21 protein-coding genes and 1 pseudogene are annotated in these 20,776 nt (G+C 45.5%); 1 reads left to right on the forward strand and 21 read right to left on the reverse strand.

What is annotated here, in order from left to right; genetic code table 11:
* Positions 1 to 104: 104 nt before the first annotated feature.
* From B5F53_RS05670 to B5F53_RS05720, 10 genes and pseudogenes are all read right to left on the reverse strand, one after another.
* Entirely contained in the window at positions 105 to 1,553 is a 1,449-nt protein-coding gene (locus B5F53_RS05670) for a hypothetical protein (protein WP_087221108.1), read from the reverse strand.
* Between the two features lie 22 nt (positions 1,554 to 1,575).
* On the reverse strand, positions 1,576 to 2,088 hold the full coding sequence (locus tag B5F53_RS05675) for a hypothetical protein (protein WP_087221111.1): 513 nt from the start codon (positions 2,086 to 2,088) through the stop codon (positions 1,576 to 1,578).
* A 30-nt stretch (positions 2,089 to 2,118) separates the two neighbouring features.
* Positions 2,119 to 3,081, reverse strand: a pseudogene (locus B5F53_RS05680) (ADP-ribosylglycohydrolase family protein).
* Between the two features lie 217 nt (positions 3,082 to 3,298).
* A complete protein-coding gene (tuf, locus tag B5F53_RS05690; protein WP_087221120.1) occupies positions 3,299 to 4,492 on the reverse strand; it encodes an elongation factor Tu in 1,194 nt (397 codons plus the stop codon).
* A 135-nt stretch (positions 4,493 to 4,627) separates the two neighbouring features.
* Positions 4,628 to 6,742, reverse strand: coding sequence for an elongation factor G (gene fusA, locus B5F53_RS05695; protein WP_087221123.1), 2,115 nt, complete (start codon positions 6,740 to 6,742; stop codon positions 4,628 to 4,630).
* 43 nt (positions 6,743 to 6,785) lie between these two features.
* A complete protein-coding gene (rpsG, locus tag B5F53_RS05700; protein ID WP_207652125.1) occupies positions 6,786 to 7,256 on the reverse strand; it encodes a 30S ribosomal protein S7 in 471 nt (156 codons plus the stop codon).
* Between the two features lie 173 nt (positions 7,257 to 7,429).
* The gene (gene rpsL / locus B5F53_RS05705; protein ID WP_087221128.1) at positions 7,430 to 7,846 is read right to left on the reverse strand and encodes a 30S ribosomal protein S12; all 417 of its coding nucleotides are present in this window, start codon (positions 7,844 to 7,846) and stop codon (positions 7,430 to 7,432) included.
* A 163-nt stretch (positions 7,847 to 8,009) separates the two neighbouring features.
* The gene (gene upp, locus B5F53_RS05710; protein ID WP_087221339.1) at positions 8,010 to 8,639 is read right to left on the reverse strand and encodes a uracil phosphoribosyltransferase; all 630 of its coding nucleotides are present in this window, start codon (positions 8,637 to 8,639) and stop codon (positions 8,010 to 8,012) included.
* A gap of 45 nt (positions 8,640 to 8,684) precedes the next feature.
* Positions 8,685 to 9,377 (reverse strand): LrgB family protein, encoded by a 693-nt coding sequence (locus B5F53_RS05715; RefSeq protein ID WP_087221131.1) that lies wholly within the window; start codon positions 9,375 to 9,377, stop codon positions 8,685 to 8,687.
* A 1-nt stretch (position 9,378) separates the two neighbouring features.
* Entirely contained in the window at positions 9,379 to 9,732 is a 354-nt protein-coding gene (locus tag B5F53_RS05720) for a CidA/LrgA family protein (protein WP_087221134.1), read from the reverse strand.
* A gap of 162 nt (positions 9,733 to 9,894) precedes the next feature.
* On the opposite strand from B5F53_RS05720, the gene B5F53_RS05725 reads away from it, so the two are divergent.
* Positions 9,895 to 10,932 carry an FAD:protein FMN transferase gene (locus tag B5F53_RS05725; protein ID WP_087221137.1) on the forward strand — a complete coding sequence of 346 codons (1,038 nt, stop codon included), beginning with the start codon at positions 9,895 to 9,897 and terminating at the stop codon, positions 10,930 to 10,932.
* A gap of 61 nt (positions 10,933 to 10,993) precedes the next feature.
* Here the strand turns inward: B5F53_RS05725 and phoU are convergent, their stop codons facing one another.
* The 11 genes from phoU to B5F53_RS05780 form a co-directional block, all read right to left on the reverse strand.
* Complete coding sequence (gene phoU / locus B5F53_RS05730; protein WP_087221140.1) at positions 10,994 to 11,656, reverse strand: phosphate signaling complex protein PhoU; 663 nt, start codon at positions 11,654 to 11,656, stop codon at positions 10,994 to 10,996.
* 17 nt (positions 11,657 to 11,673) lie between these two features.
* Positions 11,674 to 12,432 carry a phosphate ABC transporter ATP-binding protein PstB gene (pstB, locus tag B5F53_RS05735; protein ID WP_242970253.1) on the reverse strand — a complete coding sequence of 253 codons (759 nt, stop codon included), beginning with the start codon at positions 12,430 to 12,432 and terminating at the stop codon, positions 11,674 to 11,676.
* 22 nt (positions 12,433 to 12,454) lie between these two features.
* Complete coding sequence (gene pstA / locus B5F53_RS05740; protein WP_087221146.1) at positions 12,455 to 13,330, reverse strand: phosphate ABC transporter permease PstA; 876 nt, start codon at positions 13,328 to 13,330, stop codon at positions 12,455 to 12,457.
* Positions 13,323 to 14,258 carry a phosphate ABC transporter permease subunit PstC gene (gene pstC, locus B5F53_RS05745; RefSeq protein ID WP_087221149.1) on the reverse strand — a complete coding sequence of 312 codons (936 nt, stop codon included), beginning with the start codon at positions 14,256 to 14,258 and terminating at the stop codon, positions 13,323 to 13,325. The genes pstA and pstC overlap by 8 nt, the downstream gene beginning before the upstream one ends.
* Positions 14,259 to 14,305: 47 nt before the next feature.
* Positions 14,306 to 15,208 carry a phosphate ABC transporter substrate-binding protein gene (locus B5F53_RS05750; RefSeq protein ID WP_442856294.1) on the reverse strand — a complete coding sequence of 301 codons (903 nt, stop codon included), beginning with the start codon at positions 15,206 to 15,208 and terminating at the stop codon, positions 14,306 to 14,308.
* Positions 15,209 to 15,448: 240 nt separating this feature from the next.
* Positions 15,449 to 16,243, reverse strand: coding sequence for a bifunctional hydroxymethylpyrimidine kinase/phosphomethylpyrimidine kinase (thiD, locus tag B5F53_RS05755; protein ID WP_087221345.1), 795 nt, complete (start codon positions 16,241 to 16,243; stop codon positions 15,449 to 15,451).
* A gap of 5 nt (positions 16,244 to 16,248) precedes the next feature.
* Positions 16,249 to 16,914, reverse strand: coding sequence for an HAD family hydrolase (locus tag B5F53_RS05760; RefSeq protein ID WP_242970254.1), 666 nt, complete (start codon positions 16,912 to 16,914; stop codon positions 16,249 to 16,251).
* Positions 16,911 to 17,564 (reverse strand): thiamine phosphate synthase, encoded by a 654-nt coding sequence (gene thiE / locus B5F53_RS05765; protein ID WP_087221155.1) that lies wholly within the window; start codon positions 17,562 to 17,564, stop codon positions 16,911 to 16,913. Before thiE ends, B5F53_RS05760 begins: the two co-directional genes overlap by 4 nt.
* Positions 17,551 to 18,372: a hydroxyethylthiazole kinase gene (thiM, locus tag B5F53_RS05770; protein WP_087221158.1), complete on the reverse strand. Its 822-nt coding sequence runs from the start codon at positions 18,370 to 18,372 to the stop codon at positions 17,551 to 17,553. Before thiM ends, thiE begins: the two co-directional genes overlap by 14 nt.
* 124 nt (positions 18,373 to 18,496) lie before the next feature.
* Positions 18,497 to 19,669, reverse strand: a complete 1,173-nt coding sequence (locus tag B5F53_RS05775; protein ID WP_087221161.1) for an NAD(P)-dependent malic enzyme — start codon at positions 19,667 to 19,669, stop codon at positions 18,497 to 18,499.
* A gap of 41 nt (positions 19,670 to 19,710) precedes the next feature.
* Positions 19,711 to 20,655: an L-lactate dehydrogenase gene (locus tag B5F53_RS05780; protein ID WP_087221164.1), complete on the reverse strand. Its 945-nt coding sequence runs from the start codon at positions 20,653 to 20,655 to the stop codon at positions 19,711 to 19,713.
* Positions 20,656 to 20,776: the final 121 nt, after the last annotated feature.

A 20,776-nucleotide genomic window follows, 5' to 3' on the forward strand; every position in this document is an offset into this window, starting at 1 on the left:
TCTTCTTGGTATTATATCACAATTAATATTCTAAAAGGTTTGTTTTCTTACGCAAATTGTTAGATTTTTTTACAATCACCCGGAAAGACTTCAGCAGAATTGTCTTAACGCACCTTCTGAAATCCTCTGTCTGCCTTATATCCTTCTTCCAGTTCCAGCACCTTTTCAAACCTATCGTTTAAAAAGTACGTGGTAACCTGCTCATCCTGCCACCTCTCTGTCCGGAACCATCCATTCTCACAATCGTCCCAGATTCCTCCTTCCGAAGTGAACAGTTTCTTCCCTTTTGTGTCATATACCTCATATTCTCTGGCAAAGCCCGTATCTGCCCAGATAAGTCCGCTTCCATTTGTGAAAAATCCGATCTCCCAGAATGTCTGAGGCAGGATTTCTTTTCCGTCTTTTGTGCTGACTCCCATAGCTCCGATCTCCCCGGTAATCCGAAGACCTTCATACTGGGGCAGTGTTTCTTTCTCTTTTTCCACAGACTCTGTCAGTTCCTTCTCCTGAAGTTCCTCCTGACTGTCATATCGAAACGGGATCTGTACCTCTCCACTGGAATCTAACGCCCCGTATTTCTCTGTTTCCGGCTCCAGTGCAAGTACCAGATCTTCTGCCGGGATGAAGCTTACCGGCTCATAAGACTCGCCCAGGAATTCTCCTTTTTCATTTATCAGATATATCCCGGTAATGTCAGAAATACAGATTAAATATCCGTCGGAAAAGGACACCCCCTGTACAAAATTGCACTCTATCTGAAGAACTTTTTCTCCTCTTTCATTGAAAAATACGGTATCTTCTTCTAATTCTTTATTTCCCATTACCAGATATTCATAAGGTTCTGTCTCATATACGGTAACTTTTGGTTTTTCCCTTTCCTGGACATACTCCATAACTCCGGCCCAGAGCCCTGCAAAGAGTAACAGGGACAGTCCCATAACCGCCATTCTTCCCGCCTTTTGTTTCTGAGGCTCCCGACGGCACAGGAAAAAGGCGGCCCCAAAAGCTGCCGCCCACCAAAGGGGCTCCCACTGTCGGCTCACTCCCAGAAGGGAAAGAGCCGTCTTTATACTCTGCCAGAATATTATGGCCCCTATCCCCGCGTTTAAAAGTCTCAGCAGGTTTCCCTTCCACAGCGTACGGTTCAAAATCCAGAACACAAGCAGAACCACACAGGCAGCCGCAAACATGGTATAAACGATCTGGGTACTGTAAATTCCCCATCCGAAGTCTTCTTCCAGATTGTTGTAAGGATATAATTTCAGATAAAAATCCGGCCACTGCAGGACAAAACAGTAGAACAAAAACAACTGGCAGGTAAGCAGTTCTGCATACTTCCAGTTTGCAAGTCCCAGATACAGGGCCACGGCTGCAAGAAGCATAAAAATTTCAGCAAACCTTACTTCCGTGCTAATGTCTGTATCGCAGTATTTTCCCAGAAAGAGCAGGAAGATATTGGCCGCCGTCAGGTTCCTGACTCCATAATCTCCCAGTACTCTCAGATAAAAAATTCCTGCTGCCCCAAAAAAGATGATCCAAAAAACACTTTCCATCTCCCATTCCCCTTTCCTCTCATCACGGGCCGCCAAACAGAATTACAATTATTCCTGTCAGAACCAGCATCCCCGTAACGGCAATATTAACTCCTCTCAGCATGTGAAGTTTCCACCATTTCCTGTTCAGTATACAGAGGACTGCAGTAAAAACCGCCGCAGCCAGACACAGCCCTGCAGTCACAGGAATACTGAAAACAGCCCACATAATATCCTCTCTCATATTGTTGTAAGGAAAGACAATGCCATACAGAATCGGCCATCCCAGTATAAAGAGATTTAAAATCCCGCAATAATAGGTCAGGATTCTTCCCCAGGGAACCGAAAAAAGTTCCAAAACCAGCACAAAAATCGAAAACGCTGTAAGCATCCAGGAAATCCCCACCTCCACGGAAATCATAAGATCACTGAACCTGGAGACCAGACACAGGAAAATCTGTATGGCAAGTATATTCCGTTTCCCGTAGTTGCTTAACACCTTCCAGTAAAAAACAGCAAATCCCAGCAGAGCAAATGCAAATACAAAATCTTCCACTTCTCTTTTCCTTCCTTTTTCTCCTTTGCCTCACTGCAGAGCCTTTTCCAGATTCCTGCAGACCTCTGAAACCAGTTCTCTGTTCTGAATTGTCTGCATCCAGTCCTCCGGCAGCGGATATACAAGTCCTGCCAGTCCCCCGGCCACTGCAGCCGTTGTATCCGTATCATATCCGCAGTTAATACAGCTTAGAATGACATCTTTAAAGCTTTCACCTCGCATCAGACTCCATAAGGCTGTCTTTAATGTATCCACCACATAGCCCTTTCCGATTATCTCCACGGCCGGCCGCTTTGCCAGTTTCTCAGGATTTTGGATTTCTGAAAAATGCTCCAGCTGACCGCCGTATTTCGGATCTCTTTCATAAAAGGAAAAAGCTTTCTGCACCCCTTTTTGAATTCCCTCTTTTAAGCAGCCTGTTCTCATAATCTCCAGCGCCGCACAGATATAAATTCCACAGGCCACAATGCTTCTGGGATGTCTGTGTGTCAGGGAAGAAACCTCTGCCACCAGCTTCATCTGCTCCTCACCGATTTCCATATCCGGATACTTCTTTCTGATATAAAAAGCCAGGGGCAGAATCCGCATTAAAGAGCCGTTTCCATTATCCCGCCCCTGAATCCCTCCGCAGAGAACCGGATCCCGGAATTTGAAACGGGAAATGGACTCTCTGCAGCTGTTTCCGCAGTCAAAAACTTTCTGTCCTGCTGTATAGCCCCCCTAATACAGCCACCGCTCAAACCTCTGCATAATATCCCGGTAATCCACCAGAGGCCATGTCTCAGCCAGACTGTCTGCCAGACATAAGGTCATACTGGTGTCATCGGACCAGGTTCCCGCCGGCTGATTATGGGAACCATATCCTATCATTTCTTCTTTCGCCGGATGAAAAAGCATCTCCCTTTTCGTCCGGAATTCATAAGGAACGCCCATGGCATCTCCCAGACAAAGACCGAAGATCCCCTGATAGATATATCCGTTCATAATTCTCATCCTCTCTCATATTTCTCTTTTTTTCATTTTATTATAACCGTCCGGAAATGTAAAATTGTTTCACGGCATGCAAAAAGATGGCCGCCGTCAGCCATCTTTTACAGTATTCATTATAAAGTTTTCCTACAGAAAAACCCCGGAAACCATACGGTTCCGGGGCAATCTTACGCTTGGACACAAAGTTATCTTACGATAACAAATCTATATTCAGATTAGATTACTCGATAATGGAAGCAACACGGCCTGATCCTACAGTACGTCCACCTTCACGGATAGCGAAAGTAAGACCCTGGCTCATAGCGATTGGGTGGATCAGTTCGATTGTCATTTCGATGTTATCTCCAGGCATGCACATTTCTGTACCTTCCGGCAGATTGCAGACACCTGTTACGTCAGTTGTTCTGAAGTAGAACTGAGGTCTGTAGTTGTTGAAGAATGGAGTATGACGTCCACCTTCGTCTTTTGTCAGAACGTATACCTGAGCGGTAAATTTTGTATGGCAGGTTAATGTTCCTGGTTTAGCCAGAACCTGTCCTCTTTCGATTTCAGTTCTCTGAACACCACGAAGCAGTGCACCGATGTTGTCACCAGCCTGAGCTTCGTCTAACAGTTTACGGAACATTTCGATACCTGTTACAACAACTTTACGTGTTTCTTCTTTAATACCAACGATTTCAACTTCTTCAGATACGTGAAGAACACCAGCTTCTACTCTACCGGTAGCAACTGTACCACGTCCTGTGATAGAGAATACGTCTTCGACTGGCATTACGAAAGGTTTGTCTGTGTCACGCTGTGGATCCGGAATATAATCGTCAACAGCTTCCATCAGTTCCAGGATCTTGTCGCCCCATTCGCTGCTCGGATCTTCCAGAGCTTTCAGAGCGGAACCCTGAATTACAGGAATGTCATCTCCCGGGAACTCATATTCGCTTAACAGTTCACGAATTTCCATTTCTACTAATTCAAGAAGTTCTTCGTCGTCTACCATGTCACATTTGTTCATGAATACAACGATATATGGAACACCTACCTGACGGGACAGAAGGATGTGCTCTTTTGTCTGAGCCATAACACCGTCTGTTGCTGCTACTACAAGGATAGCGCCGTCCATCTGAGCTGCACCTGTGATCATGTTCTTAACGTAGTCAGCATGTCCTGGGCAGTCAACGTGTGCGTAATGTCTTTTTTCTGTTTCATATTCAACGTGTGCTGTAGAGATAGTAATACCACGTTCTCTTTCTTCTGGAGCTTTATCGATGTTTTCGAATGCAACAGCTTCACCTGTACCTAATCTCTCATGCAGAGTTTTGGTGATAGCAGCTGTTAAAGTTGTTTTACCATGGTCTACGTGGCCGATGGTACCAATGTTACAATGTGGTTTTGTTCTCTCAAACTTAGCTTTTGCCATTTCTAAACGTCCTCCTTAAAAATGCGCCCAATCTTCGAGGGCATATTATTATTTTTCGGATTAAAACTTGCTATCCTTGATTATATTGCAAATCAAGGATATTTGCAAGCATTTTTCTCTCATTCTTCCTAACACTTATGCTTTCTTGGTAAGCACTTTTTCCTGTACGGATTTTGGAACCGGTTCGTATCTGTCAAAGAACATGGAGTAGTTACCACGGCCCTGAGTTCTGGAACGCAGGTCTGTTGCGTATCCGAACATTTCAGCCAGAGGTACGAATCCGCGGATCATCTTGCCTCCGCCGATGTCGTCCATACCTTCGATACGTCCACGGCGGGAGTTAATATCGCCGATAACATCACCCATGTAATCTTCCGGTGTAGTAACTTCCACACGCATGATTGGCTCTAACAGTACCGGAGCGGCTTTTGCCATTGCATCCTTAAATGCCAGAGAACCGGCAATATGGAATGCCATTTCGGAAGAGTCGACTTCATGGTAAGAACCATCGTATACGTTTGCATGGATACCAACTACCGGGAATCCGCCAAGGATACCAGCCTTCATAGCTTCTTCGATACCTTCGCCTACTGCAGGGATATATTCCTTCGGAATTGCACCGCCCACAACTGTGGATTCAAACTTAAACAGTTCTTCTCCGTTGGCATCCATAGGCTCGAATTTAACTTTACAGTGTCCGTACTGACCACGTCCACCAGACTGTTTTGCATATTTGCTTTCCACATCCACAGGTTTTGTGAAGGTTTCTTTGTATGCTACCTGAGGAGCACCAACGTTAGCCTCTACCTTGAATTCACGAAGCAGACGGTCAACGATGATTTCCAGATGCAGCTCACCCATACCTGCGATGATGGTCTGTCCTGTATCCTGATCCGTATGAGCGCGGAAGGTCGGGTCTTCTTCAGCCAGTTTTGCCAAAGCTTCGCCTAATTTGCCCTGTCCGGCTTTTGTCTTAGGCTCAATTGCAAGCTCGATAACCGGTTCCGGGAATTCCATGGATTCCAGAATAACCGGATGCTGGTCGTCACAGATGGTATCACCGGTTGTGGTGAATTTAAATCCGATTGCTGCTGCAATATCGCCGGAATAAACTTTATCCAGTTCCATACGTTTGTTGGCGTGCATCTGCAGGATACGTCCCACACGCTCTTTCTTGTTCTTTGTAGCGTTTAATACATAAGAACCGGAATTCATGGTACCGGAATAAACTCTGAAGTATGCCAGTTTACCCACAAACGGGTCTGTCATAATCTTGAATGCCAGTGCAGAGAACGGCTCATCGTCAGAAGAATGTCTTACAATGTCATTTCCATCCAGATCCACACCTTCGATAGCAGGGATGTCTGTAGGAGCCGGCATAAACTCTACAATTGCATCCAGTAATTTCTGAACACCTTTGTTTCTGTAAGCAGTACCGCAGCAAACCGGAACAGCAGAGCACTCGCAGGTTGCTTTACGCAGTACTTCTTTCAGACGGTCAACGGAAGGTTCGTCTCCTTCCAGATATTCCATCATTAAATCATCATCTAATTCACAGATTTTTTCTACCAGTTCTGTGTGATACAGTTCTGCGTCATCTTTCATGTCGTCCGGGATCTCCGTAATGGAAATATCTTCGCCCTTCTCGTCATTGTAGATGTATGCCTGCATCTCGAACAGGTCAATGATTCCCTTGAATTCGTCTTCTTTACCGATTGGTAACTGAAGGCAGATTGCGTTTTTACCCAATCTTGTTTTGATCTGTTCTACAGCTCCGTAGAAATCTGCTCCCAGAATGTCCATCTTATTGATGAAAGCCATTCTCGGTACGTTATAAGTGTCAGCCTGACGCCATACGTTTTCAGACTGCGGCTCAACTCCGCCCTTTGCACAGAAGACACCAACGGCACCGTCTAATACACGGAGTGAACGCTCAACCTCTACAGTAAAGTCTACGTGTCCTGGAGTATCAATGATGTTGATACGGTGTTCCAGAGCACCGTCTTTCGGTTTACAATGTTCCTGTAACGTCCAGTGACAGGTTGTAGCGGCTGAAGTAATTGTGATACCTCTTTCCTGTTCCTGCTCCATCCAGTCCATGGTTGCAGTACCTTCATGAGTATCTCCAATTTTATAGTTTACACCAGTATAATATAAGATACGCTCTGTCAGTGTGGTTTTACCAGCATCGATATGAGCCATAATTCCAATATTTCTGGTTCTCTCTAACGGATATTCTCTTCCAGCCAATGGATTTTCCTCCTCTAATAATCAAGCGGCTCTGCACCAGATATTAGAATCTGTAGTGTGCAAACGCTTTGTTTGCTTCTGCCATTTTATGCATGTCTTCTTTCTTCTTAACAGATGCGCCTGTGTTGTTCATCGCATCCAGCAGCTCGTTAGCCAGTCTTTCTTCCATTGTCTTCTCGCCTCTTTTACGAGAATACAGAGTCAGCCAGCGAAGAGCCAGTGCCTGACGTCTGTCCGGTCTTACTTCGATCGGAACCTGGTAGGTTGCACCACCGATACGTCTTGCTTTTACTTCCAGTGAAGGCATGATGTTATTCATAGCCTCTTCAAAAACTTCAAGTGCCGGTTTACCCGCTTTTTCTTCCACTCTAGCGAAAGCGCCGTATACAATTTTCTGAGCGACACCTTTCTTACCGTCTAACATAATGTTGTTGATAAGTTTGGTAACCACTTTATTGTTGTACATCGGGTCTGCCAGCACGTCTCTTTTCTGAGTATGTCCTTTACGTGGCACGTTACTTCCCTCCTTAATCATACGATTATCTCATAGGTACTCACACATTTGACTAAGCAATCGATGCATGTTCGCACTGGTAAGGTCCTATATTTAACCCGCAACCGACAGGGTATATGGAATACCGTACAAATATAGTCATTTCGTATTGATTACCTGATTTAAAATCTGATTTATTTTTTCTTCGGTCTTTTAGCGCCGTATTTGGAACGGGCCTGTTTTCTGTTCGCAACACCTGCAGTATCCAGTGTACCTCTGATGATGTGGTATCTGGTACCTGGCAGGTCCTTTACTCTACCTCCACGAATCAGAACAACGCTGTGCTCCTGAAGATTGTGACCTTCTCCCGGGATATAGCTTGTTACTTCGATTCCGTTGGAAAGACGAACTCTGGCGATTTTTCTAAGAGCAGAGTTAGGCTTCTTAGGTGTAGCAGTTTTAACGGCTGTACACACACCTCTTTTCTGAGGAGAAGACATATCTGTTGTTTTCTTTCTCAGAGAGTTGAAGCTCTTCTGCAGAGCCGGTGCTGTAGATTTCTTTACACTGGTCTGACGTCCTTTTCTTACTAACTGGTTAAATGTTGGCATTCCATTTCACCTCCCGATTATTTTCTCCACATTTCCTGTGGTTCTTGCGGTTGCTATTGTTTAAATTATGGCATAAAAAGCGAAACGCTTTTCACACGCTGAATCATTATATCTCCTAAAAATCTCTCTGTCAAGGAGTTTCCTTGTAAAAACCCTGTAAAAACTATTTCGTTCCGAAAATCCGGTCTCCTGCGTCTCCCAGTCCCGGACAGATGTAGGCGTCCTTATTTAAACAGCGATCCAGATGTCCGCAGTAAATCTGAATATCCGGATGAGCCTTATGAAGCCGTTCGATGCCCTCCGGGGCGGCAATCACGCACATAAACTTGATATTCTTTCCGCCTTTTTCTTTAATAAAGTCCACAGCAGCCTTGGCAGAACCTCCTGTCGCCAGCATGGGATCCAGCACAACCACCAGACGCTCTTCAATGGGATCCGGCAGTTTGCAGTAATATTCATGGGGTTCGTGGGTTTCGTGATCCCGGTACAGGCCGATATGACCCACTTTAGCGCTGGGCACCAGGGTTAATAATCCGTTTACCATTCCCAGACCGGCTCTTAAGACAGGTACAATAGCCAACTTGCGTCCGGCAATCATGGGCGTTTTACAAACTTCCAGCGGGGTTTCCACCTCTACCTCTTCCATCGGAAGATCCCGCAGGGCTTCATATCCCATTAAAACGGCAATCTCTTCCACCAGTTTCCGAAACTCATTGGTTCCTGTTGCCTTGTCTCTCAGCATACTGATTTTATGCTGAATCAGCGGGTGTTCCATCAGAAATACGTTTTCCATTGTAAATCCTCCCTTTTCCTTTGCTTTTTCTGCCTTTTTCAACTGCTACATAAAATTTACAAATACCGAGGCTCCCGCCACAGTCAGAAGGCCTGCCACAGCGATGGACAGACTGCTCATAGCTCCCTCCGTCTCCCCCATCTCCATAGCCTTAACCGTACCCACGGCATGAGACGCCGTACCTATGGCCACTCCTTTTGCCACCGGTTCTGTAATCTTAAATACCCTGCAGATCGCCTCCGCAGTCATATTTCCCAGAATTCCTGTAATAATAATCACTGCAACCGTAATCGTCACAATGCCGCCCAGTTCTTCTGAAATTCCCATTCCTATGGCTGTGGTAATGGATTTTGGAAGAAGAGTTACATATTGTTCCTTCGTAAACCCAAAAGCCAGGGAAAGAAGGAATACGCTGACCAGGCTGGTGAGAACCCCTGCGGCGATTCCCCCGAACACTGCGGCCGCATTTTTCTTCAGAAGCTGTATCTGTTTATAAAGGGGAATGGCCAGACATACAGTGGACGGCGTCAGCAGATAGTTCAGGTATTTGGCGCTTGCATTATAGGTATTATAATCGATATGAAGAATCTTTAAAACCACTATTACGAAAATGATGGAAATTAATAGAGGATTCAGTATGGCAAGACGCCATTTCTTCTGTACCGCTCTTCCCAGCTCGTAACCCAGAATGCTGATTACAAGTCCGAAAAATAAAGACTGATTTAGCATCTCCTGCATTTTACTTCTTCTCCTTTCTGCGAATCATCCATTGTGCCGCCTTTCCGGAGACAATCATAACCAGCTCAGTGGTTACAGCCGTAACAAACAAAAGCTGTATCCAGATTTCTTTTAAATCCGCCCAGGAATTCAAAAGGCCCACGGCCGCCGGTATAAACATCACCGGCATAATGTCAATCAGAAAACTGCCGGTCTCTTCCACCTTATCCAGAGGAACCCAGCCCATTATCAGAGCAAACAGCATCAGCACCAGTCCATAGATACTGGCTGGTATGGGGACAGGAATCAGCAGATTTAAAATCTCTCCGCAAAAAGAAATCAGCATAATAATACCGAATTGTTTAATATGACACATCACGTTCTCCTTTTTCTCTATTACAAAACACGTCAATTATAGAGAGCATTTCTTAAAAATGTCAACCGTTTTCTTCCGGAAGCTGCCAATACTTGACGGTTTTTTCCCATTGCACTAAAATAAAAAATCATATAAAAATTCGTTCCCGTAAGGAGATTGTCTATGCCATCCAGAAAAACCGTATGTCTGCGAATTGCAATACTCTTAGTTTTCCTGTTCGCAGGTCTGATTATTTATAAAACTCAGCCGAATATGGAAATACAGGGAGAAGAATCTCCTGTTTCCGCCACCGGCTTTTATTTCAATACCTCCATAAAGATTACCCTTTATGATTCCCGGGATTCTTCCCTTCTTGATCAGTGCATGGAATTGTGCGAAACCTATGAGAACCTGTTCAGCCGGACAGATCCTGACAGCGAACTCTACCGGCTCAATCACAGGCAGCTTCCTGAAACTTCCAGAGGCTATGAAGTCTCTGATGATACGGCCCGGTTAATCAAAAAAGGGCTGGAGTACTGCCGCCTGTCCGGCGGCGCCTTCGATATTACCATTGCTCCGGTCTCCGATCTGTGGGATTTTACCTCCGGCTCTCACCAGATTCCCTCTGCCTCTGACTTACAGGAGGCGGCATCCCATGTAAATTATCAAAACGTATCTGTGGAGGGAAACTATATCTCTTTTCAGGATCCGGATATCCAGATTGATCTGGGGGCCATCGCCAAAGGTTATATTGCCGATCAGTTAAAAGACTATCTGGTTTCTCAGAAAGTGACGAGCGCTATCATTAATCTGGGCGGAAACGTGCTCTGTATCGGCTCCCATACTGACGGAACCCCCTTTCAGATCGGTCTGCAGAAGCCTTTCTCAGACCGAAACACAACTGTATCCACTTTAAATATCAGCGACTGTTCTGTGGTTTCTTCGGGGATTTATGAACGTTATTTTGAAAAGGACGATACCATCTATCATCATCTTTTAAATCCCCGGACCGGCTATCCCTACCAGAACGGCTTAGTCTCTGTTACCATTGTCTCTGAAAGTTCTGCAGACGGGGATGGTCTAAGCACCTCCTGTTTTGCCCTGGGACTGGAAAAAGGAATGGAACTGGCAGAAAGCCTTCCGGATACCTACGCCTGCTTTATAACCGAAGACGGAACCCTTCATTACAGCCGGGGATTTGAAGAAAAGTTTCTCAAATAAAAATGCTGCAGAATGCATTTCCTTTTTCGGAAAAACATCCTGCAGCGTCTTGTTTTGTTTCTTAAAATACACGGTACGTTCCGATATTTCCGGTTTCCCGGAACAGTTCCCATTCTGAAATATTGATGGCGTGATCCCCGATTCGCTCCAGATATTTTGCAATCATTAAAATATCCACGCAGGTATCCACATCTTTCTGTTCTTTTTTCAGCCAGTTTACCACATCCATTTTCACCTGGTTGAAAAGTTCGTCCACCTTATCGTCCCGCTTGTAAAATTCTTTGGCAGCCTTCTCATCTCTGCTCTCCAGAAGCTCTAACGCATCGTGAAGGACGCTTCTTGTCTCTTCAATCATAACCGGCAGCGATTGGGAATATTCCTTAAAATCTGTAAAGTTAAGGCGTAAAATCAGATCTGCCATGTCTGCCACATGATCACCGATACGTTCAATATCACCCACCAGTTTTAAGGCAGAGGAAATCAGTCTCAGGTCCGGAGCCACCGGCTGCTGCTTTGCAATCAGAAACAGACATTTGGATTCTACCTTCCGTTCCATTTCATTGATATGACGATCATTCTCCTGTACAGCGAGAATCGTCTCTTTATCTTTTACTTCAATGGCTCCAAACAGGCGGTTATAAGCTTTCTCCACTTCGTTCCCGATTTCCCGGATGCCTTCTTTTAACTCTCTTAATTCTTTTTCAAAGTTTCTTCTTACTGACATATGCGCTCCTTTCCTGATCAACCAAAACGGCCTGTGATATAATCTTCCGTCCTCTTGTCTTTTGGTCTTGAGAAAATATTGTCGGTGGTATCAAACTCTACCACTTCGCCAACCAGGAAAAATGCCGTGTAATCAGACACTCTGGCCGCCTGCTGCATATTGTGGGTTACAACTGCCACCGTATAGTCTTTCTTTAATTCAGACATTAACTCTTCTATTTTCAGGGTAGAAATCGGGTCAAGGGCAGAGGTCGGCTCGTCCATCAGCAGTACTTCCGGCTGCACGGCCAGCGCTCTGGCAATACAAAGCCTCTGCTGCTGTCCTCCGGAAAGACCCAGGGCTGATTTTTTCAGCCGGTCCTTTACCTCGTCAAAAATAGCCGCTCCCCGCAGACTCTCTTCCACAATCTCATCCAGTTTCTTCTTGTTTTTGATTCCGTGGATTCTCGGTCCGTAAGCCACATTGTCGTAAATACTCATAGGAAAAGGATTGGGCTGCTGGAACACCATACCGATTTTCTTTCTCAGCAAAGCGGTATTTACCTTCGGATCGTAAATATTTTCTCCGTCCAGCAGAATCTCTCCTGTAATTTTTACATTATCCACCAGATCGTTCATTCTGTTCAGCGTTTTTAAGAATGTGGACTTACCACATCCGGAAGGGCCGATAAATGCTGTTACGGCGCCCTCCTTAATTTGCATGTTCACATCTTTCAGTGCATGATTCTGTCCATAATATAAATCCAATCCATGGACACAGATTTTATCACTACTCATATTAACCTCCATCTACTCCCTGTTATCTCTCCCGGTTTACATCAAAATGTTTTGCCAGAAACTTGGTAAGCAGGTTCATAACTAAAACCAGTATTAAAAGTACCAGCGCAATACCAAAGGCCACGTCGTACTCTGCCTTGGATGTGCTTAAGTACATTTGAATCGTAAGAGTCCCGCCGGATTCCAGAATCTTATGGAAAAATGCTCCGGCTCTCGGGAGCAGATACCCACTGCCGGCTGTAAATAAAAGAGCTGCAGATTCTCCTACAATTCTTCCGATGGAAAGAATAATTCCCGTGATAATTCCCGGCATAGCAGAAGGCAGAAGAATCGTTCGTATCATGTACCATTTACCGGCTCCCATACCCAGGGCTCCGTTACGATAACTGTCAGGGACCGTGCGAAGAGCCTCCTGCGTGTTTCTGGTAATCAGCGGAAGAATCATTAGGGTCAGAGTCAGGGATCCGGTTAGAAGGGAATATCCCAGCCCGATCACTTCGCCGAAAAACACCATACCAAATAAACCGAATATAATAGACGGAATTCCAGCCAGAGTTTCTGTGGTAAACTCGATAATATTTACCAGTCTGCCCGGCCTGGCGTATTCGTTCAGATAAACAGCGCTTCCTACCCCAATAGGAACCGCAATCAGCAGGGTAATCACCACAATATATAAAGTATTCACAATATTGCCGGCGATTCCCACCGTATGTTTCAGGGTGCTGGTAACGGTGGTCAGAAATTCCCAGTTAATCACTCCCGCCCCTTTGAAGGCCACATACACAATAATAAATACCAAAAGGAGTGTGGCAAATGCCGCTGATAAATAAATGGCACCATAAATAAACCATTCTGAAATCCTTGTCTGTTTTCCATAAATAGACGCTTCTTTATTCATCGTTGCTCACTCCCTTTTTCAGCAATTTACTTAGGCACAGATTAATAATCATAATAAATACAAACAGTACCAGCCCGATGGTGAACAGCACCTGTCTGTGGAGATCCGCTGCATATCCCATTTCGCTTACAATCGCAGTTGTCAGGAAACGAACCGCATTAAAGGGCAGCGGAAAATTGACAGCGCTTCCGCATACCAGGGTGATGGCCATTGCCTCTCCGATGGCTCTGCCCACGCCCAGAACGATTGCCGTAATCACGCCTGACTTAGCCGCCGGAAGAAGTACCTTAAAGATTGTCTGAATCTTAGAGGCTCCCAGTGCAAGAGAGGCAGATTTCAGGCTTCCATGTACTGCTTTTAAAGAGGATTCACTGATATTAATTACCGTAGGTAAAATCATAATAGCCAGAACAATAATGGCTGACAGAAGGTTCGCTCCTCCTGTAAACTGGTGCGTGTCCGAATCCTTAAAAATCCAGAGTTCCAGTTTATACATTATCGGGTTCAATATTAAAAGTCCCAGCAATCCGTAGATAACGGAAGGGATTCCGGCCAAAAGCTCCACGGCCGGTTTTACAACTGCCGCCAGTTTCGGCGGTGCAACTTCCGCCAGGAATACGGCTGTCAGTACTCCCACAGGCACTCCTATCAAAATCGCCATAGCCGTACCGATAATGGATGTTAAAATAATATAGAGGATTCCATAAGAAGGTTCCGCACTGGTAGGCTCCCAGGCCGTTCCAAACAGGATGTCCAGCGGTCCTACTTTAAATATGGCAGGGGCTCCGCTGTATATCATATAAATTGTAATGGAGGCGACTGCTAAAACCGCGCAGATGGAGCATACAGTAAAGATATACTTTGCTGTAGTCTCCACCGCGGATTTTGCCGCCTTCGTACCAATAATAGACAGACCTTTTTCTCTCATAATCTTCTCCGTCGTATCCGAATTCACACGTAAGGCGTTAACAATACTTAGTCAACTGTAATCAGTCCTGCATCTTTTACTACCTGCTTTCCTTCATCAGAAGACAGATACTCAAAGAAAGTCTGAACTGCTTCGCTCTGTGCGGAAATTTCTCCATTGGTAGCCATTACGAACGGACGGCTCAGGAAGTAATCACCGGATTTGATGGATTCTTCTGTAGGTTCTACTCCATCCAGCATCAGCGCTTTTACAGAATCATCTAGAACGTCTAAAGATACATAACCAATGGCTCCCGGTGTGGATGCAACTTTTGCCATAACTGCTCCGGTGCTGTCCAGCTCGCTGGCATATTTGCACTTGTCTGTGATTTCCAGAATTTCCTCAAATGCATCACGGGTTCCGGACCCGGCTTCTCTTCCGATTACAACGATAGGAGCTGCATCTCCGTCAACTTCCTCCCAGTCAGTAATCTCTCCTGTATAAATCTGTGAAAGCTGTTCTTTAGATAAATCCTCTGTTGTAGTTGCCGGATTTGTAACAACAGCGATTCCGTCGATGGCGACAATATTTTCCACAGCGCCTTCTTCCTTCTCGCTGTCACTTAAGTTTCTGGAAGAGTTTCCAATATCTACGCTCTTACTCAGCACTGCTTCAACGCCTGCGGAAGAACCGGTAAATTCTGCGGTCACGCTTACGCCCGGGTACTTCGCCATGAAAGCTTCTGCTGCTGCATTTGCCAGTTTTTCCATGGAAGTACTTCCTGCCATAGAAACGGTTCCGCTTAAATCTTCCCCGGATGCATCGGCAGAATCAGAAGTTCCTTCAGCAGAACCTGTATCTGCGCCGGAATCTGCTGCTTCTTCAGAAGAACCTCCGCATCCCATAACGCCTGCTGCTGTTAATGTACAAACACCTAAAATCGTTGCAATCTTTTTAAAATTTTTCATAATCATACTCCTCCCTAGAGTTCATGTTTTCTTAATCCTTAGCGGGATGTCTCATCCCTGCTGCGATTCTTATCCTATCATCTTTTTTTTGGTGTTTATATCATGATCCGGTAAACATTATGTTAGATTTGTGTAAAAAAGGCAGCCTTTATAAATGTTTTTGTTAGTTAAAACTAACTTTCATTCAAAAATTATAGGGCCTACGCCCCATAATTTTTATCCCAACAGAAATATAAAGAACAATCAAATCCAGGTTCCCCTTAGTTCATAACCATGGTGAAGAGGGCCGCTTCCCTCTCCCAAATCCAACATCGCCCTTAAAGCTCCGGTCAGGTAAGCCTTCGCCCGTGAGATCGCCTCCGGCAGCGGATACCCCTTTGCCAGATTAGAAGCAATAGCGCTGGAAAGGGTACAGCCTGTTCCATGGGTATTGGGATTATCAATTCGTTCTTCCCGATACCAGTGAAATTTTCCTTCTATATATAATAGGTCTTCTGCATCCTTTTTCCCATGTCCCCCTTTACAGAGCACGGCGCAGCCACATTCCTCTGCAATCATACGTGCAGCTTTTTTCATGTCTGCCGCAGACTCTATCTTAAGTCCCGACAGCACTTCCGCCTCCGGTATGTTGGGTGTCAGTAAGGAGGCAAGAGGAAACAGTTTTTCCTTCATTGCTGCTACTGCCTCCTGTTCCATCAGACTGGAACCACTGGTAGACACCATCACCGGGTCTGCCACAACGTTGGAAGCCTGATACTGTTTTAATTTCTCCGCAACTGCTTCGATTAAAGCCCCGGTGGGGATCATTCCGATTTTTACTGCATCGGGATAAATATCTGTAAAAATACAGTCCAGCTGACTTTTTAAAAATTCCGGTTCTACCTGATAAATCCCCGCTACTCCCCGGGTGTTCTGGGCAGTCAGGGCGGTGACAACGCTCATTCCATAGACGCCGTTTGCCTGCATGGTCTTTAAATCTGCCTGGATACCTGCGCCTCCGCTGCAGTCGCTTCCTGCAATGGAGAGAACTGTCTTCATCTTCTTCATCCCTTCTTCTGCTCCTTTTCCAAAAACTCTTCCGGAAACTCTTTCCATGTATACAGATACAGATCCGAAACCTTTCTGAGCTCCTCTTCTTCCTCTTTGCTGCAGGCATCGAAGATTCCTGCCACATGAAATCCGGCCTGTCTGGCTGTCTTCGCTGCATACAGGCCATCCTCCGCTACCCAGGTATCTTTTGCCGGCACATCCATCTGGCGGGCTGCCTCCAGAAAAATATCCGGTGCATCTTTCCCTTTCCCTATTTCCGTGCAGGTGAAAATTTTCTGAAAATACTTTAAGACGCCCAGTCTCTCCAGAGCCTTTTCTATAAAGTCACGCTCTGAAGATGTGGCAATGGTCATGGGAATCTTCTTCTCATGAAGTTTTTTAAGAACTTCTTTTACACCGTCTTTTAATTTTACTTCCTCGGAGTAGTACTTAACTATCATCTCCTGAATTTCTTCCACAATTTCCTCTGTTTCTCCTTCTAACGGATAATGTGCCTTCAGGTAGCGGACTCCTTCCTCAGTTGTCATGGGAAACAGCTTTTTCCCCAGATTTTCCTCCGGCCGGATTCCTTTTGTTTTCAGATACCAGGCGCCTAGCTCTCCCCAGAATCCCATGGAATCCAACAGGGTTCCGTCCACATCAAAAATTATTCCTCTCACTGTTCTGTGCCTTCCTCCAGCATTCGTTCTACTTCTTTCCGAAGTTCTCTGGCCGCCTGTTCCACATCTTTCTGGGCAAAAATGGCGCTTACTACTGCAATTCCGGCTGCCTTGCTGCCTTTTAGTTTCTTTATATTGTTTTTATGGATTCCTCCGATGGCCACCACCGGAATAGCCACTTGTCCGCAGATATGAGCCAGTCCCTCCAGTCCCACATCGGTGGCGTCTGACTTGGTTCCTGTGGGGAAAACTGCCCCTACCCCCAGATAATCAGCGCCGCCCTCCTGGGCCAGAAGAGCCTGCTGACAAGTATGGGCGGAAACTCCTATGATTGCCTGGTCTCCCAGCTCTCTGCGTACTTCTTTTACATCCATATCATCCTGCCCTACATGCACTCCGTCAGCCTGCAGTCTGGCTGCCAGTTTTACGTTGTCGTTAATAATCAGAGGTACCTGATACTCCCTGCAGAGCTTCTGAATCTGAAGAGCCTCCTGGTAGAATCCCTCTTCGTCCATTTCTTTTTCCCGAATCTGGATCATGGTGGCGCCGCCTTTTAAAGCCTTTTCCACCTGGCTGCAAAGGCTTTCTCCTTCCAACCAGCTTCTGTCCGTAACTGCATATAACTTCAGTTGTTCTTTATCGAATTTCATACTTTGCTTCCTCCTTGAGAAGTTGTCCGTCCATCTGACTGACTGCATCAATGATTCTGTTCCGATAGGTTGCATTCCCCTCCGAGGGCTGCAGGGCTTTCCATCCCAGTTCCCCGGCTGCCCCCATGGCGCATACTGCCTCTGCTGCCGCCTGCAGGGGATGATCCCGGTTCGCTGCCAGAAAGGCCGCCAGCATTCCTGACAACTGGCACCCTGTCCCGGTGATTTTTCCCATCTGCGGTTTCCCGTTTCGTATTACATAGCACCGTTCGGCATCACTGACTAAATCAATGGCTCCTGTAACAGCAAGGATGCACCCCGTACTTCCGGCAAATTCTTTAACAAATTCAATGGAAGTTTCCAGATTTTCTTCGGTTACAGAATCTGCCTGATCCGCGTCTACACCTTTGGTTTTTCCGCTTCCATAAGCCAGGGTCTTGATTTCTGACATGTTTCCCCGGATAGCCGTAAACTTTATCTCTTCCATTAACTTTAACGCTGTCTGGGTTCTCAGGGTACTGGCTCCGGCGCCCACCGGATCAAAAACCACCGGATTTCCCAGTTGATTCGCCTTCTTTCCGGCCAGTATCATGGCCCCTATGGTTCTCTGGTTTAAGGTTCCGATGTTGATATTCAGCCCCTGGCAAAGAGCAGTAATTTCCTCCACCTCCTCTTTCTCATCTGCCATAATGGGACTTGCCCCGCAGGCCAGTATGATATTAGCCACATCGTTGACTGTTACGTAATTGGTAATGTTATGAATCAGGGGGCTTTTCTTTCTCACTTGTTCTAAGCAGGTACCTGTCATATTCTTTATCCTTTCTTTTCTCTGTAAACGTATGAACGCCGCATCCTAATAAATAAGCAAAGTACTTAAATATTAAGATGCGGCACTCCCTGTTTATTTGCAGTCCCTACAATTTTCAGGATTCCTAAATTCTTGCAACGCCTGTCTTTCTTGCTGCCTCTGCAACTGCTTTGGCAACTTCTTCTACAACTCTCTTGTCAAACGGATCCGGGATGATATATTCCGGTTTAAGGTCCTTTTCTTCAATCAGTCCTGCAATCGCATATGCAGCGGCCACTTTCATTTCATCATTAATGTCTTTGGCACGTACATCCAGAGCTCCGCGGAAAATTCCCGGGAAAGCCAGTACATTATTGATCTGATTTGCAAAGTCGCTTCTACCGGTTCCTACAACGGCTGCTCCGGCTGCTTTCGCTTCATCCGGCATAATCTCCGGAACTGGATTTGCCATCGGGAATAAGATAGGATCTTTTGCCATAGATTTAACCATTTCCTGGGTTACTGTTCCGGGAGCAGATACACCGATAAATACATCGGCTCCCACAAACATGTCCTTAATGCTTCCTTTCAGTTTATCCCTGTTGGTAATCTTAGCCATCTCTTCTTTTTCTGCATTGAGTCCTTCTCTGCCTTCATAGATAGCGCCTGTCCGGTCACACATAATTACATTTTTCAGTCCCAGGCTGATTAACAGTTTGATAATTGCAATACCGGCTGCACCTGCACCGGAAGTTACAACTTTAACGTCCTCAATTTTCTTTCCTGTCAGTTTTAAAGCATTAATTAAAGCTGCACAAACAACTACGGCTGTTCCGTGCTGATCATCATGGAAAATCGGAATATCACAGCATTCTTTCAGTTTTCTTTCAATCTCAAAACATCTGGGGGCTGAAATGTCTTCCAGGTTTACCCCGCCAAAGCTTCCTGCAATCAGGCTGACTGTCTTCACAATTTCATCTACATCTTTCGTTCTGACACATAAAGGAAATGCATCTACGTCTGCAAAGGTCTTAAACAGAGCACATTTTCCTTCCATTACCGGCATACCCGCTTCCGGTCCGATGTCTCCTAAGCCCAGTACTGCCGTACCGTCTGTGACAACTGCAACCATGTTGTGACGACGGGTATATTTATAGGAAAGATCAACGTCTTCTGAAATTTTCAGGCAGGGTTCTGCTACTCCGGGTGTATACGCAACAGACAAATCTTCCGGTGTGTCGATGTTCGCGCGGGTAACTACCTCGATTTTACCTGCCCACTTTTCATGCTGTTCCAGTGCAAATTCCTTTTTATCCATTTATATCGTCTCCTTATTATGAATTTAAAAACAATCTTAACTTATGCTTTTACCTGTTCCCAGAATTCTTTTAACATTTTAACAGAAGAATCCATAGAAGCTCTTTCTCCTTCGTCCATGGAAATTCTCAGAGTCTGCTCAATACCGCCCCAGCCTACACGGCAGACAGTGGATACCGCTACGCCGGCCCAGTCGCCAAAGCTTCCGTCTAATACATGGGAAACCGGAAGCAGCGCTCCGTCATCCTTCATAATTGCTTCTACAATGTTTGATACTGCCATGGCAATACCATAGAAAGTAGCGCCCTTCAGTCCGATAACTTCCGCTCCGGCATTCTTGGTATGCTGCGCAATTGCTTCTCTGTCCAGGGCTACTCCTACCTGAAGTGCATATTCATCCAGAGAAAAACCTCCGATATTGGCGGAACTCCAGATTGGCACCTGGCTGTCTCCGTGTTCTCCCAGAATGTATGCATTTACGTCTTCAATATTTACATGAAGTTTAGAACTCAGAATATAGCGGAATCTTGCTGTATCCAAAGATGTTCCGCTTCCGATAACTTTGTTTGCGGGAAGTCCGGAAGTCTCCCAGATTGCCATGGTTGTAATATCGGCCGGATTAGAAACTACTAAAATCAGAGGATTCACCGCATATTCCATAATGTTTTCGGTAATGCTGCGAACAATAGATACATTTGTTTTCGCCAGATCCAGACGGGTCTGTCCCGGTTTTCTGGCAATTCCGGCAGTGATAATAATCAGCTGCGCATCTGCGCATTCTTCATAACCGCCCTGACGAACCCATACCTGTTTGAAAAAGCTGGTTCCGTGTGCAATATCCAGCGCGGCTCCTTTCGCTCTGTCTTCATTTACGTCTACTAATACAATGTCGTTAGCCTGTTTACGTACCATTAAGGTGTACGCAATGGCTTCTCCTACATTTCCTGCCCCAATCACAACAATCTTATTTTTATGTGAGGTTTTCATTCTCTCTTATTCCTTCCTTTCCCTGGACGTTTTTGTTTTTATAAAAAATACGCCTTTATTTTACTATATCAGCGGTATTTTTTCAATCAATATTTGTGTTTTCCGAAAATATTCGGGACAA

Origin of the sequence: Blautia sp. An249, assembly GCF_002159835.1 — a bacterium.
Classification (GTDB): domain Bacteria; phylum Bacillota; class Clostridia; order Lachnospirales; family Lachnospiraceae; genus Blautia_A; species Blautia_A avistercoris.